Raw genomic sequence first — 16,318 nt, forward strand, 5'->3', positions numbered from 1 at the left:
AGGCCACGCAACTGCTCGACACCGCTGGCGCCCTACGCCTCGTCCCCACCCCGGTCGACACCGGCATCCCCGAGGTTGTTACATAGAAATCTCGCGCCGTGTGTTGGGTTACTGTTGACACGTTCCGTGGGATGGATCCATCTCTCAGTCGAGGCGGTAGCCGAACTGCTCTTGGAACTCGGCATGGAACTGGTCGTACGTGAAAGACTGGTTCTGGGTGCCGGGGTGCTCCACTTTCAGAGCACCCATTAGCGAGGCCATCCGCCCCACTGTCGGCCAATCACACCCTTGCATGATTCCAAAAATAAGGCCCGCGCGATAAGCGTCGCCGCAGCCGGTAGGATCGATCACCTGCCGCTCTTGCGCCGGCGGAATCACGTGGGTGGTGTCGCCGGTGTGGATCATGGAGCCGCGCGGTCCCTGCGTGACGATGTAGGCAGTGACACGCGAAGCGATTTCAGCGGCCGACCAGCCCGTACGCGTCTGCAGCAGCTGCGATTCATAGTCGTTGACGATCACGTACGTGGACTTCTCGATCATCGCGCGGAACTCGGCGCCGTCGAACAGCGGCATGGCCTGGCCGGGGTCGAAGATGAACGGCACGCCGCGTGCAGCGAACTCATCCACGTGCTGCAGCATGGCCTCGCGGCTATCCGGTGCGACGATCGCGAAGCCAATCTCGGGGATGTCGCGCACGTGGTTCTCGTGCGCGCTCGCCATGGCGCCGGGGTGAAAAGCGGTAATCTGGTTATTGTCCAGATCCGTGGTGATGAAGCATTGCGGCGTGAACTGGTCATCGTATTCACGCACGTAATCCAGACGGATGCCGCAGTCGACCAGATGCTTGCGATAGGGGGCGAAATCCTGGCCCACCGCCGCCACGGGCAGCGGGTCGGCGCCGAGCAGCTTGAGGTTATAGGCAATGTTGCCGGCGCAGCCGCCGAACTCCCTGCGCATCCGCGGCACCAGGAAGGAGACATTCAGGATGTGCACCTGGTCGGGCAGGATGTGGTTCTTGAACTGGTCCTGGAACACCATGATGGTGTCGTAGGCCAGCGATCCGCAGATGACGGCTGACATGATGCGTGAGTGCCTCGGCAAGATGGTTGGGCCGCGTGGAACGCGACCGCGCATGACGCCGTGACGTCGCGCCCCGGCAAAGTCTTAAATCGTACCGGGAACCGCTCGAATTGGCGACTTCGGGGGGCGGCGGAAAGCTGCTCTGTCGCCCGAGAAAGTGCCGATATCATCCCGTCCCACAAGGCTTTCTTAACGTCACGGTCCTTGCGTGGCGTAGCTGTGCTGACTAGACTGGCGCGCTTGCTTTTCAGCCAGTCGGACACGCGGCGACCCCATGTTCAAGAAGTTTCGCGGGATCTTTTCCAACGACATCTCCATCGATCTCGGCACGGCCAACACGCTGATCTACGTACGGGGTCAGGGCATCGTGCTCAACGAGCCGTCGGTGGTCGCCATTCGCCAGGATCGCGGTCCGGGCGGTCCACGCACCGTGGCCGCCGTGGGTACCGACGCGAAGCGCATGCTGGGCCGCACGCCCGGCAACATTGCGACCGTGCGGCCGATGAAGGATGGCGTCATCGCCGATTTCACCATGACCGAGGCGATGCTGCAGCACTTCATCAAGCAGGTGCACAAGTCGCGCATGCTGCGTCCGAGTCCGCGCGTGCTGGTGTGCGTGCCGTGCGGTTCCACCCAGGTCGAGCGCCGCGCGATCAAGGAATCGGCCGAAGGCGCCGGCGCCCGCGACGTGTTCCTGATCGAGGAGCCGATGGCCGCGGCGATCGGCGCCGGCATTCCGGTGCACGAAGCGCGCGGCTCGATGGTGCTGGACATCGGTGGCGGCACGTCTGAAGTGGCGGTGATCTCGCTCAACGGCATCGTTTACTCCGCTTCGGTGCGCGTCGGTGGCGACCGCTTCGACGAGGCCATCATCAACTACGTGCGCCGCAACCACGGCACGCTGATCGGCGAGTCCACTGCCGAGCGCATCAAGCTGGAAATCGGTTGCGCGTTCCCGCAGAGCGAGGTGAAGGAGATCGAGATCTCCGGCCGCAACCTGGCCGAGGGCGTGCCGCGCATGTTCACGATCAACTCCAACGAGATCCTCGAAGCGCTGCACGAGCCGCTTGCCGGCATCGTGGCCGCGGTGAAATCGGCGCTGGAACAGACCCCGCCGGAGCTGTGCTCCGACGTGGCCGAGCGCGGCATCGTGCTGACCGGCGGCGGCGCGCTGTTGCGCGACCTCGACCGGCTCATCTCCGAGGAAACCGGCCTGCATGTGCAGGTGGCCGACGATCCGCTCACCTGCGTCGCACGCGGTGGCGGCAAGGCCCTGGAGCTGATCGATCTGCACGGCAGCGACTTCTTCGCAGCCGAGTAATCGTGGCCGCTCCGCTCGCCGGTGAATGGCCCCGGATGTGTTGCGCCCATGGCGCTGCCTGCATGGCGATGCGAAGGGTATCGGTGTTGATGGTGCTCAGCCGCATCCCCGGGGGAACATCGTCATGGGGTTGAATCGCGAGGAATCCTCGCCGCTGTTTGCCGGCACCGTGGCGGGCACGTTGAGGTTGCTCGCCTATCTGGCGCTGGCCATGGTGCTCATGGTGCTCGATCACCGCAACGGCTGGACTTGGCGCGTGCGCTATGCCGCCGCGGTGGTGGTCGAGCCGCTGTACCGGTTGGCCGGGGCGCCCAGTGCCGGCATGCATGCATTGGCCACGGCGTTTTCCGAACGCCAGGCGCTGACCGAACAGAACCAGCGGCTGCGCGAAGACCTGCTGCTTGCCAACGCCAAACTCAACCGCATGGCTTCGGTGGCGGAGCAGAACCAGCGACTGAAGGAATTGCTCGACACCCAGCATAGCCTGGAGCTCAACGTACAGCTGGCCCGTGTGGTGGGAGTGGACCTGGGGCCGGCAGAATACCGCCTGATGATCGGCTCCGGCGCCAACAACGGCGTCAAGGTCGGGCAGCCGGTGATCGATGCCCGCGGCGTGATGGGGCAGGTGATCCACGTGTTGCCGAGCACGGCGGTGGTGATGCTGGTTACCGATCCGGCGCATGCGCTGCCGGTGACGATCGAGCGTACCGGGTTGCGCACGATCGCCTACGGGGCACGCGACGGCAATGGCCTGATGCTGCCGGACATCCCGATGGCGGCGGATGTGCAGGCGGGCGACCGCCTGCTCACCTCGGGTCTGGGCGGCCGGTTTCCCTCCGGTTTTCCGGTAGGCACGATCACCCGCGTGCAGCCTTCGGCCACCGGCATGTTTCTCGAAGCCACCGCCACTCCGGCCGCCGACATCGATCGCAGTGAGGACGTGCTGCTGTTGCACGACCAGGCCGAGCCGGTCGGCCCACCGGCGCCGGCGACTCCGGCCGGTCCACCGGCCGGCCTCGCTGCGTCGGCGAGTGCCCCCATGTCGCCGGCAGCAACCAGGGCCACGGGAATCCCGCCATGAATCGCCATCGCCTCGCCGTGACCTGGTTCGGCACGACGCTCGTCGTCGCCCTGCTGGCCATGCTGGTGCCGCTGCCTGCGGTGCTGCAGCCTTTCAAGCCGTACTGGCCGGCGCTGGTGCTGCTGTACTGGTCGCTGGAGTCGGGTGAACGGGTCAATCTGGGCCTGGCCTTCCTGGTGGGGCTGTTCGCCGACCTGCTCGATGGAGTGCTGCTCGGCGAGCAGGCGCTGCGCCTCACCGCGCTGGTGTTCATCGCCCTGCGCTTCCGCTCGCGCCTGCGTTTCTTTCCGATGTGGCAGCAGACGCTGGCAGTGCTGGCGCTTCTGCTGAACGACCGCGTGCTGCTGCTGATCGTGCGCGTGTTTGCCGGCGCGACATCGCCGCCGCTGAGCTGGTGGTACGCGCCTTTCGTGGGAGCGGCGCTGTGGCCGTTCCTGTTCCTGCTGCTGGATGACCTGCGCATCCGTCTGCGCATCGTCTGAGCACCTAGGCCGTGAGCAAGCGCCGTGGAAGCCGCCTGCACCGCGCGATCAAGGATCCGCGCGGCGAGAATGCGCTGTTCCGCCAGCGTGCGCTGGCCGGCTTCGGCATCATCCTGCTCGGGCTGCTGGTGCTGGTGGGGCGTTACGCCTTCCTGCAGGTGCTGCATCACGACGAATTCGCCACCCGCTCGGAGGCGAACCGCGTCAAGCCCCGGGCGATTCCGCCGGCGCGCGGATTGATCTACGACCGCAACGGCGTGCTGCTGGCCGACAACGTGCCGGCGTTCCGGCTCGAAGTGGTGCCCGAGCAGGTGCCGGACATGAAGGCGATGCTGGCGCAGATCGGCGCGGTGGTGCCACTGAGCGACGACGACATCGACGCGTTCAAGAAGCAGCTGGCGCAGAGTCGACGGTTCGACAGCGTGCCGCTGAAATTGCACCTGTCCGAGGACGACATCGCCCGCTTCGCCATCAACCGCTGGCGCTTCCCCGGCGTGGACGTGGTGCCGTATCTCACCCGGCGCTACCCGTTCGGTGCGCGCTTTGCACACATCATCGGCTACGTGGGACGCATCGACGACAACGACCTCAAGCGGCTCGACCCGGTGCGCTACAAGGGCACCACCCACGTCGGGCGCAGCGGCCTGGAGCGCGCCTACGAGGGTGTGCTGCACGGCACGCCGGGTTACGAGCTGGTGGAGGTGAATGCGGACGGCCGCACCCAGCGCGTGCTGGAAACGCACCCGCCGATTCCCGGCAAGAACCTCTATCTCAGTATCGATACCCGCATCCAGAAGGCGGCCGAAGATGCCTTCGCCGGCCGGCCTGGCGCCGCGGTGGCGATCGATCCGCGCAACGGCCAGGTGCTGGCCATGGTCAGCGTGCCGAGCTTCGATCCCAACCTGTTCGTCAACGGCATCAGCGCCGTCGACTACAGGACGCTCACCAGCGATCCGGACAAGCCGCTGTACAACCGCGCCCTGCGCGGCGTGTATCCGCCCGGCTCCACGGTGAAGCCGCTGATCGGCCTGGCCGGGCTGGAAGCGGGCATTCGCACGCCGCAGGACACGGTGGTGTCCACCGGCCAGTACTGCATTCCCGGTACCACGTTCTGCCGCCGCGACGACCAGCGCGGCGGCGTGGGCCGGGTGGATCTGGCCGAGGCGATCGAGCAGTCGGTCAACACGTATTTCTACAAGCTGGCGCTGGACCTGGGCATCGATCGGCTCAGCGCCTACATGAGCAAGTTCGGCTTCGGCCGTCCGACCGGGATCGACCTGGTCGGCGAGTCCGACGGCGTGCTGCCCTCGCGCGAGTGGAAGCAGGCGCATTCGCGCGAGCCCTGGTATCCCGGCGAGACGATGATCGCCGGCATCGGCCAGGGCTACTGGGCAGTGACGCCGATTCAGCTGGCCCATGCCATCGCCACGTTCGCCGGTCACGGCGTGCCGTACGCGCCGCGCCTGGTGATGGCCACCCAGGACAGCGTGGAAACCGGCCGCAGGCCGCTGCCCAATCCGCCGCAGGGACCCAGCCTGATCACCGAGCCCGCCTACTGGAACGCCGTGGACCGGGGCATGCAGCTGGTGATGTACGGTGACAAGGGCACCGGCCGCGCGCTCACGGAGGGCTTCCCGTACCGCCTTGCCGGCAAGAGCGGCACCGCCGAGCGCTACTCGCGCAAGGGCAACACCTACGACGATCGCAGCAACCTGGCCTACCTCGCCACGCGCAACCGCGCGTGGTTCGAGGTGTATGCACCGGCCGACGACCCGCAGATCGCGGTGGTCGCGGTGCTGGAGGCCGGCGCCTGGGGCGCCTCGTCGGCCGGCCCGATCACCCGCCACATCCTCGATGCATGGCTCGCCGCCAAGGGGCGCGCGGCGCCCCCGTTCACGCCGTATCGCGACGATGCCATCGGCAACGCGCCGGCACCGGTCGAGGATCTGCCCGTCGCACCGGCCGACGCGCAGCCGGCGCAGGCCGGCTCGACGCCCGACCACGGAGGCACGCCATGATCCAGTCGCTGTACATGCGCATGCGCCGCTTCGTGCGCCGCCTGATGACGCGGCAGCGGATCGACCTGCCGCTCGCCTTCGGCCTGTTCCTGCTGGCCTGCGCCAGCCTGATGACGCTCTACAGCGCCGGCGACCGCAGCCTCGCGCTGGTGGGCGGGCAGGCGGCGCGCTTCGCGATGGGGGGCGCGCTGCTGCTGCTGGTCTCGCGCATTCCGCCCTCGACGCTGCGTACCTGGACGCCGTGGCTGTACGCCGGCAGTACCGGGCTGCTGGTGCTGGTGGCCCTGCTGGGCGAGGGGCGCGGCGCCTATCGCTGGCTCGACCTGGGCGTGATGCGCTTCCAGCCGTCGGAGCTGCTCAAGCTCACCATGCCGATGATGGTGGCCTGGTACCTGCATCCGCGCCAGCTGCCGCCGAGCTGGAAGGACATCGCCATGGTCGGTCTGCTGATCGCCATCCCGGTCGGGCTGATCGCCGAGCAGCCGGATCTGGGCACCGCGCTGCTGGTGGCCGGTGCCGGGGCGTTCGCGCTGTTCCTGTCCGGCATGGCGTGGTGGCGCATCGGCATGCTGCTCGGCGCCGCCGCGGCGATGGTGCCGGTAGGCTGGCACTTCATGCACCAGTACCAGCGTGACCGCGTGCTGACCCTGCTCAACCCCGAGTCGGACCCGCTGGGCAACGGCTGGCACATCATTCAGTCGCAGATCGCGGTAGGTTCGGGCGGGGTGTTCGGCAAGGGCTGGCTGCACAGTACCCAGTCGCGGCTGGACTTCCTGCCCGAGCACACCACCGACTTCATCTTCGCGGTGTTTTCCGAGGAGTTCGGCCTGGTCGGGGTAATCGCGATCCTCATGCTGTACGCCTTTATCATCGGCCGCTGCCTGTGGATCGCGATGGAGGCGCGCGACACCTACTCGCGCCTGCTCGCCGGCGCGATCGGCATGAGCTTCTTCGTCTACGTGCTGGTCAACGGCGGCATGGTCGCCGGCATGCTGCCGGTGGTCGGCGTGCCGATGCCGCTGATCAGCTACGGCGGCACGTCCGCGGTGTCGCTGCTGACCGGCTTCGGCGTGCTGATGTCGATCCATGCCAACCGCAAGATGCACCAGTGAACGCCCGGCGTCGCGACGTCGCCGGTCATCGGGCCGGCCGCGGCGCGCGTGTCGGCAGCCTGTCGGGCCTTGGTTGGCCGGGCCGCGAATCCGGCGGTGCGGCGCCTATTCCTGCCGCTTCCTGGCCCATGGAGCCACGATGGGCCGGCGAATCGTCAGCGATCTGTCCTCGCACCGCCGAATGCTCGCCTCGACCACCCAAGCCTGTAAGGGCTGTTAGGCTCTGCCCGCCCACCCATCTCCGAGCCGTGCCCTGATGATTGTCCGCAACGCGACCCGTGTCCTCCGCCTGGTCATCGCGTGGGGCCTGCTCGCCGCCCCGGTCATCCCGCCCCTGCATGCGCAGACTCATCCCGGCCAGGCCGCACTGGTGCGCGAGGTGGCGCGCGACACCGGCCAGGATCCGGCCGAGCTCGACCGACTGCTCGACGGCGCGACGAAGCAGCAGAGCATCCTCGATGCGATCAGTCGTCCAGCCGAAGCCAAGCCGTGGCGGGATTACCGCCCGATCTTCATGACCGGGCAGCGCATTGCCGACGGCGTGGAGTTCTACCGCGAGCATCGCGCGCTGCTGGAGCAGGTCGGCCAGCAGTACGGCGTGGCGCCGGAATACATCGTGGCGATCCTCGGCGTGGAGACCAACTACGGCCGCCTCGGCGGCAAGTACAAGGTGCTCGATGCGCTGGTCACGCTGGGGCTGTACTACCCGCCGCGCGCCACGTTTTTCCGCGAGCAGCTGAAGGTGCTGCTGGAACTGCCGGCCAATCATCTCGCCGGTCCGCTCGACACCCTGCTGGGCTCCTACGCCGGCGCGCAGGGCTGGGGCCAGTTCATGCCCTCGAGCATCCGCGATTTCGCCGTCGACGCCGACCACGACGGGCGCATCGACCTGCGCAACTCGCTGCCGGACATCTTCGCCAGCGTCGCCAACTACCTTGCCGGACACGGCTGGGTGCGCGGCGGTCCGGTGGCGATGCGCGCCCAGCCCGACAGCGCGGCCAGGCCGATCACGGTCGAGGACAGCCAGCCGCAGTGGCCGCTGGAACAGCTCGAAGCCTGGGGCTACGCGCCGCTGGCGCCGGCCAACCCGGGCGAGCCGAGCAGTCTGCAGACGCTCGACGGCGCGGCGGGTCCGGAATACTGGTTCACCTTCCAGAACTTCCACGTCATCACCACCTACAACCGCAGCCCGCTCTACGCGATGGCCGTGCATCAGCTGGCGCAGGCGATCGACGCGGGCGTGCAGCAGGCGGATGCCACGCCATGAGGCGCCTGCAGGGCGCGCTGCTGTTGGCGACGGCGCTGCTGCTGGCCGGATGCGCGGGCCACCAGGCGCGTCCCGCGCACACCGGCGGCACCAGCGGAACGCGCCATGCGTCCGGTACATCGCGCACCCGCGCCGGCGATGCCTTCCACGACGACATCCGCAAGGGCCAGGCCAGCCGCTACCGCGACCGCAGCGACAGCGTGCCCACTGGCAACCCGCCGGACGTGAGCAAGCTGGTCGAACCCACCCCGCGCTGGGAGCCGCGGTCGGCCTACGGCAACAAGTCGCCCTACACCGTGCTCGGTCACACCTACCGTGTGCTGCCCTCGGCGCGCGGCTACGTGGAGCGCGGCATCGCCTCGTTCTACGGCAACAAGTTCCACGGTTACAAGACATCGAGCCTGGAGAACTACGACATGTACCAGTTCTCCGCCGCGCACAAGACGCTGCCGCTGCCCAGCTACGCGCGCGTCACCAACCTGGCCAACGGCAAGAGCGTGATCGTGCGCATCAACGATCGCGGCCCGTTCCACGCCAACCGACTGATCGATCTCTCCTACGCCGCGGCGGTGAAGATCGGCATCTGGCCCAAGGGCACCGGTATGGTGGAAGTGCGGGCGATCGATCCCGCCCATCCGGACGATGTGCCGCCGGCCGGGGAACCCCGCGCCGCGAATCCGGTCCCTGTTGCCGGCACCGTGCCGTCGATCTACCTGCAGGTCGGGGCGTTCACCGACGCGAGCAACGCCGAGCGGCTGGCGCAGCGGCTGCGTGCGGCCCACCTGGGACAGGTCCGGGTGCTCCGGTTGCAGAGCAGCGGCCGGTCGATCCGCCGCGTGCGCGTCGGCCCGCTGCCGGATGCTGAACGGGCCGACGAGGTCGCGCGGCGGATCGAGGCGATGGGCCTGCCCGCGCCGCAGCTCGCGGTAGACTGAGCGGTATTTCTTCACGGATGGCATGTCGCGTGCCGTCCCTTGCCAGACGGGATTGAACACAACGATGAGCCTTGTCCGCCGTACCCTGGTTGCATTCGCCGCCACCGCCGCCCTCGTGGCTGGCGCCGCGCTGGCCCAGCAGGCCCCGCCGCATCCCTCGCCGGTGCCGCGCCCGGTCGTGCCGGAGGCGCCGGTGCCGCCGCCGCCGGACGTGGACGGCAAGGCCTGGGTGCTGATGGATTACGCCACCGGCCAGATCCTCGCCTCGAAAGAACCGGATCTGCGCGTCGAACCGGCCTCGATCACCAAGATCATGACCGACTACGTGGTCTCCGCCGAAATCGCCAACGGCCGCATCCACATGACCGACCCGGTCACCATCAGCGAGCACGCCTGGCGTGGCGGCGGTGCCGGCACCGACGGCTCCACCAGCTTCCTCAAGCTGGGCAGCCAGGTGCCGCTGAAGGATCTGCTGTACGGCATGATCATCCAGTCCGGCAACGACGCGGCGATCGCGCTGGCCGAGCACACCGCCGGTTCCGAAGACGCCTTCGCCAACCTCATGAATGCCTATGCCAGGCAACTGGGCATGGTGAACACCCACTTCGAGAATGCCTCGGGCTACCCGATCGCCAACCACTACACCACGGCGCACGACATCGCGATCCTGTCGCGTGCGCTGATCCACGACTTCCCGGACGACTACGCCATTTCCGCGATCAAGCAGTTCGAGTGGAACGGCATCAAGCAGGGCAACCGCAACACCCTGCTGTGGCGCGATCCCAGCGTGGACGGCATCAAGACCGGCCACACCTCCGCCGCCGGCTACTGCCTGGCCGCCTCGGCCAAGCAGGGCGACTCGCGCATGATCGCCATCGTGATGGGCGCCAGTTCGGAGAAGGCGCGTGCCGACTCGGCGATGGCGCTGCTCAACTACGGCTTCCGCTTCTACGAGACCCACAAACTGTACGAGGCCGGCAAGCCGCTGGCCACGCCGCGCCTGTGGAAGGGCGCGAGCAGGACGCTGCCGCTGGGCGTCACCGATGCCGTGCAGGTCACCGTCAAGCGCGGCCAGTACGACAGGCTCAAGGCCACCATGGACGTGCCGGCCACGCTGATCGCCCCGTTCAAGCAGGGCCAGCAGGTGGGCACGCTGCGCATCACGCTGGACGGCCAGCCGGTGCAGAGCGTGCCGCTGGTGGCGCTGGCCGACGCGCCGCAGGGCGGCTTCTTCTCGCGCTTGTGGGATTCGATCCTGCTGTGGTTCCACGGCAGCGACAAGAAGGCCGACGCGGACGCCAGGTGATGCAGGACATCGATTTTTCCGACGCGAGGAAGGACGGCAAGGGCTTCCGGTTTCCCGGGGAGTTCGAGATCACCGCGATGGGCAGCGCCGGCGCCGACTTGCCGGTGCACGTGCCGCGGCTGCTGGAGGGCCACGGCCTGCACGTGCTGCACGAGACGGTGCGCTACAAGCAGTCCGCCGGCGGCAACTACGTGTCGGTCACCGTCAGCTTCCGGGCGCAGACGCGGCAAGACTACGATGCGGCGCACGCCGTGCTGCGGGCCGACCCGGACATCCGCTACACGCTTTAGCGTCGGGACTCGGGACTCGGGACTCGGGACTCGGGTTGGGCTGGGTTGCGATGGGCCGTTTTACTCTTTGGCTGGATGCCCCCATGTCGGAAGCCTTACACGGACACTGCCTCATGCCTGCTGCCTTTCCCGAGTCCCGCCCACACCCCTCCCCCCACCCCCTGCTCATCCGTCGGCTCGGTCGCCAGCCCTACGAGGCGAGTTGGAAGGCGATGAGCGCCTTCACCGACCGCCGCACCGCCGACACGCCTGACGAGCTGTGGCTGCTCGAACACGACCCGGTGTTCACCCAGGGCCAGGCCGGCAAGGCCGAGCACGTGCTGGCGCCCGGCGACATTCCGGTGGTGCAGGTCGATCGCGGCGGCCAGGTGACCTATCACGGGCCCGGCCAGATCGTCGCCTATCCGCTGATCGACCTGCGCCGCGTCGGCGTGGGCGTGCGCGAGCTGGTGCACCGCATCGAGCAGGCGCTGATCGATACGCTGGCGCACTGGAACATCGTCGCCGAGCGAGTCGAGGGCGCGCCAGGCGTGTACGTGGCCGGCGCCAAGGTCGCCGCGCTGGGCCTGCGCGTGCGGCGGGGCTGCAGCTTCCACGGGCTGGCCTTCAACGTGGCCATGGACCTGGCGCCGTTCCACCGCATCAACCCTTGTGGCTACAAGGGTTTGGCGGTAACGCAGGTGCTAGACTTGGGCGGTCCGTCGCGACTGGCGGACGTCGAAGACGTGCTCATTGGCGAGTTCTGCCGCCAATTCGGCTTCGATGCCGAGCCGGCCGCCCCCCGCCTCCCCGAACTCCCCGCGCGCGTCGCGGTCTAGGCTTGTCCATGAGCGAATCCCCCGCGACCCCCAAGACGATTCCGATCCGCACGGTTGCCGCACCGCCGGTCGACAAGCAGCTGGGCAACGACAAGATCGCCCTCAACCGCGCCGGCTTCGACACCGCCGTGCCGACCCTGCGCAAGCCCAGCTGGATCCGCGTGCGCCTGCCGCAGGGCAATGCGGTGCAGGAGCTCAAGGCGCGCCTGCGCGAGAACGCGCTGGTGACGGTGTGCGAGGAAGCCTCCTGCCCGAACATCCACGAGTGCTTCTCCAAGGGTACCGCCACCTTCATGATCCTCGGCGAGGTATGCACCCGCCGCTGCTCGTTCTGCGATGTGGCCCATGGCCGCCCCGCCGCGCCCGATCCGCTGGAGCCGGCGCGGCTGGCGCAGACCATCGCCGACATGCGCCTGAAGTACGTGGTGATCACCTCGGTCGACCGCGACGACCTGCGCGACGGCGGCGCCGAGCATTTCGCCAGCTGCATCCGCGCCACGCGGCATGCCGCGCCCGGCATCAGGATCGAGATTCTCACCCCCGACTTCCGCGGCAAGGGCCGCATGGAGCGCGCGCTGGAAGTGCTCAGGGATTTCCCGCCGGACGTGTTCAACCACAACCTGGAAACCGTGCCGCACCTGTACCGTGAAGTGCGCCCGGGCGCCGACTATCAGTGGTCGCTGGACCTGCTCAAGCGCTTCAAGGCGCAGCATCCGGACGTGCCGACCAAGTCCGGCATCATGCTGGGCCTGGGCGAGACGTACGAACAGGTGATCGAGACGCTGCGCGACCTGCGCGCGCACGACGTCGAAATGATCACCATCGGCCAGTACCTGCAGCCCACGCCGCACCATCACCCGGTGGTGCGCTACTGGACGCCGGACGAATTCGACGCGCTGCGTCGGGAGGGCGAGGCGATGGGTTTCCATCACGTCGCGTCCGGTCCGCTGGTGCGATCCTCCTATCACGCCGACCTGCAGGCGCATGCCGCAGGCGTCACCGAACTTGCCTGAGGGAACTGCATGACCTTTCGTCCTTCGCTCGCCCTGCTGGCCGCCTTCACCCTTGCCGGCAGCATTGCGGGCGTGCAGGCCCGGCAGGCGCCGGCTGCCGCTGCGGCCGCCAACGACGCGGTCACCAGTCAACCGGCACGCAAGGCATCCGTGCTGCCGCTCAAGGCCACCGCCGACGAGGCCGAGGCCGCGCAGCTTTCGGCGCGCTTCCTCACCCGCTTCCACTACGACGCGCAGCCGCTGGACGACGCCATGTCGGCGCGCATTTTCAGCAAATACCTCGACCAGCTCGACGGCGAGAAGGTGTTCTTCACGCAGGAAGACCTGGCGAAGTTCGCGCCGCTGAAGACCCGGCTGGACGACGCGATCTGGAACAAGGATCTCACCGGCCCGTTCTCGATCTTCAACCTCTACGTGCAGCGGGCCAAGGAACGCATGCACTACGCGCTGGGTCTGCTCGACAAGGGCTTCGATTTCTCCAAGGACGAGAGCTACGTCATCGACCGCGACAAGGCCGCCTGGCCGAAGGATCAGGCCGAGCTGGACAACCTGTGGCGTCAGCGCACCAAGAACGACTGGCTGCGCCTGAAGCTCGCCGGCAAGGACGACGCCGACATCCGCAAGACGCTGACCAAGCGCTATTCCACGCTGCTGGACCGCATCAGGCAGCTCGACGGCGAGGACGCGTTCCAGAGCTTCATGACCGCCTACGCGGAAACCACCGATCCGCACACCGACTACCTCGGCCCGCGCCAGGCGCAGAACTTCGACATCTCCATGAGGCTCTCGCTGGAGGGCATCGGCGCGGTGCTGCAGGCGCGCGACGAGTACACCCAGATCCGCGAGATCGTGCCCGGCGGCCCGGCCGCCAAGTCCGGCAAGCTCGAAGTGGGGGACCGCATCGTGGCGATCGGCCAGGACAACGGCCCGATGGTCGACGTGATCGGCTGGCGCCTGGACGACGTGGTCAACAAGATCCGCGGCAAGAAGGACACCACCGTGCGCATCGAGGTGCTGCCCGCCGATGCCGGTCCCGACGGCAAGCACGAGCTGGTCACGCTGGTGCGCAAGAAGGTGGTGGTGGAGGAGCAGGCGGCCAAGTCCAAGGTCATCGACATCAAGGACGGCGACGTCACCCGCAAGATCGGCGTGATCGACCTGCCCACCTTCTATGCCGACTTTGCCGCGCGCGCCAAGGGCGATCCCAACTACAAGAGCGCCACCCGCGACGTCGCCAAGCTGCTCACCGAGCTCAAGGCGCAGGACGTGGAAGGCGTGGTGATGGACCTGCGCAACAACGGCGGCGGGTCGCTCGACGAGGCCAACGAGCTCACCGGCTTGTTCATCGACACCGGTCCGGTGGTGCAGGTGCGCAAGGCCAATGGCGAGGTGGATGAGCAGGGCGACGACGACGCAGGCCTGGCGTGGAGCGGCCCGATGGCCGTGCTGGTCAACCGCGGCTCGGCCTCGGCCTCGGAGATCTTCGCCGCCGCCATCCAGGACTACGGCCGCGGCCTGATCATCGGCGAGCCAACCTTCGGCAAGGGCACCGTGCAGAACCTGGTGGACCTGGACCGCTTCGTGCAGAGCGACAGCGAGAAGCCGCAGATGGGCGAGCTGAAGATGACCATCGCCGAGTTCTTCCGCATCAACGGCGGCTCCACCCAGCTCAAGGGCGTCACGCCGGACATCCAGTTCCCCAAGAACGGCGACGAGAAGGATTTCGGCGAGTCCACCTACGACAACGCGCTGCCGTGGACGCAGATCGCGCCGGCCAATTACCAGCCGGTGGCGGACCTCAAAGCCTACCTGCCGCAGCTGGAGAAGCTGCACGACGAGCGCGTAGCCACCTCGCCGGCGTGGAGGCTGATGCTCGACCAGCTGGCGCAGTACAGGAAGATGCGCAATCAGACCACCATCTCGCTCAACCTCGCCAAGCGCCAGGCCGAGCGCAAGCAGCTGGACAAGATCCAGGCCGATTTCCTCGCCCGCCGCAAGGCGATCGACGGCGACGCCGTGCCCGCGGATGCGGACAGCAGCCTCGACGACGGCCTCAACGCCAACGAGCGCAGCCTCAAGGCCGAGCTGAAGGCGGAAAAGGAGGCGAAGAAGGCCAAGGACGTGGAGCTGGACGAAACGGCGCACATCCTGTTCGACGCGGTAGGCCTGATCAAGGCCGACCCCAGGCTGGCCGCCGAGGTGCTGCCGTACGGCGGCAAGTTCTCCACCGCGGCGGCCGTCGCCCAGGCGCCGCCACCCGCCATCGCCAAGCCCTCGCCCACGCAACCCTGAGAGACTGAGAAAAAGTCCTTGCCGGTGGCCTTGTCGACGATGTCGATGTAGTCGCGGGTGGTGGCATAGCGCGGCTGGAAGTTGCCGGGCTTCGGATCGGCGCGCCCGTAGACCAGCTCGCGGATGCTGGTGAAGAACGACTGGTCGAGCATCGGTTTGAACCCGGCGTACAGCGCCTTCGCCTGTGCCTCGTGCTCGGGCAGGTACCAGAACTCTATCGGAATGGTGTTGCCGTAGCGGCTGGCGTAGTTGCCCTTGAGCTCCTTGAACGGTCCTGCGTTGAGGGTGATCGCGTAGGTGTCCGGGTGCTTGATGCGCCAGTGCCAGGTGCGCGTGGCGCCGTGGTTCTCGATGCCGACCAGCACGCCGTTGCCCGGGGCGGCGAGATCCTTCGGCACGGTCACCCAGGTGTCGACCAGGTCCGGCTTGCCGGTGGGCTGGTCGATGCACGGCCAGAACAGGTCGCAGCCTTCGCCCTCCACCGCGCTGGCCACCCACGGCTTGCCGCTGGGCGTCGTGCTCCACACGAAGCCGCCGTCCCACGGCGCATTCTTCGCCACGTGCGGCGCACCGGCGTAGCGCACGCCGATGGTGACCCGGTCATCCTTGCCCAGCGGTTTCGACAGCGCGACGCGCAGGCGACCTTCCGGGTTGCTCCAGCGGGTGACCGGCACCGGCTGGCCGTCCACCGTGACCTGCGAGATCGGCAGATTGCGGTCCAGGTCCAGCACGATCGCGGCGGTCGGCGCGGTGGCGGTGAAGGTCAGCCGCGCGTCGCCGGCCAGGCGCCGGTGCGGGATGTCCAGCGTGAAGTGCAGCTCGGCATGGTCGAAATGCACGCGCGTCTGCTCCACCGGCACCGGGCCGCCGGAGCCCGCCGTCTGCGGCGTGAGCGCGGGTTGCTGGATGTCCGCGGCGCGGATCGCGGGACTCGATGCCAGCACGAGCGCGACGGCGAGCGGAAGCAGGGTGGGACGCAGGGACATCGGGCGCGGCTCCGGCAGGCCAAATCCCGAGCATGCCGTGCGTGCCACCGCGGCAACAACGCCAGAAGTCATGCGAGGGTCGCGGCGGCCGGGCTTGCGGAACAGGGTGACGGCCGGGGCCGAAGCCCCTCCCACAGGGATAGGGGCGGGGTTCCGCTTTTTTGTGGGAGCGGCTTCAGCCGCGACGCGCTCGCCTCAGAGGGTGTCGACAAAATAATCAGCTTGCGAGTCTGGTAGCAAGGATACGCGCCTCGACCAGCCAAACCCAAGCCACCGGTGCCCATGACGAACGGTCGTGGTGCGCCATCAGGCGGCGG

13 protein-coding genes are annotated in these 16,318 nt (G+C 67.9%); 12 read left to right on the forward strand and 1 reads right to left on the reverse strand.

Going from position 1 to position 16,318, the window contains the following annotated elements; translation table 11 throughout:
* Nucleotides 1-144: 144 nt before the first annotated feature.
* Nucleotides 145-1,080, reverse strand: a complete 936-nt coding sequence (locus ACO2Q2_RS16835) for a carbohydrate kinase family protein (RefSeq protein WP_423257409.1) — start codon at nucleotides 1,078-1,080, stop codon at nucleotides 145-147.
* A gap of 274 nt (nucleotides 1,081-1,354) precedes the next feature.
* Between ACO2Q2_RS16835 and ACO2Q2_RS16840 the strand changes: the two genes are divergently transcribed.
* The 12 genes from ACO2Q2_RS16840 to ACO2Q2_RS16895 all read left to right on the forward strand — a co-directional run bounded on the left by ACO2Q2_RS16840 (nucleotide 1,355) and on the right by ACO2Q2_RS16895 (nucleotide 15,015).
* Nucleotides 1,355-2,401, forward strand: a complete 1,047-nt coding sequence (locus ACO2Q2_RS16840) for a rod shape-determining protein (protein ID WP_423257410.1) — start codon at nucleotides 1,355-1,357, stop codon at nucleotides 2,399-2,401.
* Nucleotides 2,402-2,525: 124 nt separating this feature from the next.
* Nucleotides 2,526-3,482, forward strand: a complete 957-nt coding sequence (gene mreC, locus ACO2Q2_RS16845) for a rod shape-determining protein MreC (RefSeq protein ID WP_423257411.1) — start codon at nucleotides 2,526-2,528, stop codon at nucleotides 3,480-3,482.
* Nucleotides 3,479-3,964 carry a rod shape-determining protein MreD gene (gene mreD, locus ACO2Q2_RS16850; protein WP_423257412.1) on the forward strand — a complete coding sequence of 162 codons (486 nt, stop codon included), beginning with the start codon at nucleotides 3,479-3,481 and terminating at the stop codon, nucleotides 3,962-3,964. Before mreC ends, mreD begins: the two co-directional genes overlap by 4 nt.
* Nucleotides 3,965-3,975: 11 nt before the next feature.
* Complete coding sequence (gene mrdA, locus ACO2Q2_RS16855) at nucleotides 3,976-5,982, forward strand: penicillin-binding protein 2 (protein WP_423257413.1); 2,007 nt, start codon at nucleotides 3,976-3,978, stop codon at nucleotides 5,980-5,982.
* On the forward strand, nucleotides 5,979-7,094 hold the full coding sequence (gene rodA / locus ACO2Q2_RS16860; RefSeq protein WP_423257414.1) for a rod shape-determining protein RodA: 1,116 nt from the start codon (nucleotides 5,979-5,981) through the stop codon (nucleotides 7,092-7,094). The genes mrdA and rodA overlap by 4 nt, the downstream gene beginning before the upstream one ends.
* Nucleotides 7,095-7,350: 256 nt before the next feature.
* Nucleotides 7,351-8,361: a lytic murein transglycosylase B gene (gene mltB, locus ACO2Q2_RS16865; protein WP_423257415.1), complete on the forward strand. Its 1,011-nt coding sequence runs from the start codon at nucleotides 7,351-7,353 to the stop codon at nucleotides 8,359-8,361.
* Nucleotides 8,358-9,296 carry a septal ring lytic transglycosylase RlpA family protein gene (locus tag ACO2Q2_RS16870; protein ID WP_423257416.1) on the forward strand — a complete coding sequence of 313 codons (939 nt, stop codon included), beginning with the start codon at nucleotides 8,358-8,360 and terminating at the stop codon, nucleotides 9,294-9,296. The genes mltB and ACO2Q2_RS16870 overlap by 4 nt, the downstream gene beginning before the upstream one ends.
* A gap of 64 nt (nucleotides 9,297-9,360) precedes the next feature.
* A complete protein-coding gene (locus ACO2Q2_RS16875) occupies nucleotides 9,361-10,602 on the forward strand; it encodes a D-alanyl-D-alanine carboxypeptidase family protein (protein ID WP_423257417.1) in 1,242 nt (413 codons plus the stop codon).
* Entirely contained in the window at nucleotides 10,602-10,892 is a 291-nt protein-coding gene (locus ACO2Q2_RS16880) for a DUF493 family protein (protein ID WP_423257418.1), read from the forward strand. The genes ACO2Q2_RS16875 and ACO2Q2_RS16880 overlap by 1 nt, the downstream gene beginning before the upstream one ends.
* Nucleotides 10,893-11,005: 113 nt before the next feature.
* Nucleotides 11,006-11,710 (forward strand): lipoyl(octanoyl) transferase LipB, encoded by a 705-nt coding sequence (gene lipB / locus ACO2Q2_RS16885; protein WP_423257419.1) that lies wholly within the window; start codon nucleotides 11,006-11,008, stop codon nucleotides 11,708-11,710.
* 8 nt (nucleotides 11,711-11,718) lie between these two features.
* Entirely contained in the window at nucleotides 11,719-12,723 is a 1,005-nt protein-coding gene (lipA, locus tag ACO2Q2_RS16890) for a lipoyl synthase (protein WP_423257420.1), read from the forward strand.
* A 9-nt stretch (nucleotides 12,724-12,732) separates the two neighbouring features.
* On the forward strand, nucleotides 12,733-15,015 hold the full coding sequence (locus ACO2Q2_RS16895; protein WP_423257421.1) for a carboxy terminal-processing peptidase: 2,283 nt from the start codon (nucleotides 12,733-12,735) through the stop codon (nucleotides 15,013-15,015).
* Nucleotides 15,016-16,318: the final 1,303 nt, after the last annotated feature.

This window comes from Dyella sp. KRB-257 (assembly GCF_049445995.1).
GTDB lineage: Bacteria > Pseudomonadota > Gammaproteobacteria > Xanthomonadales > Rhodanobacteraceae > Dyella_A.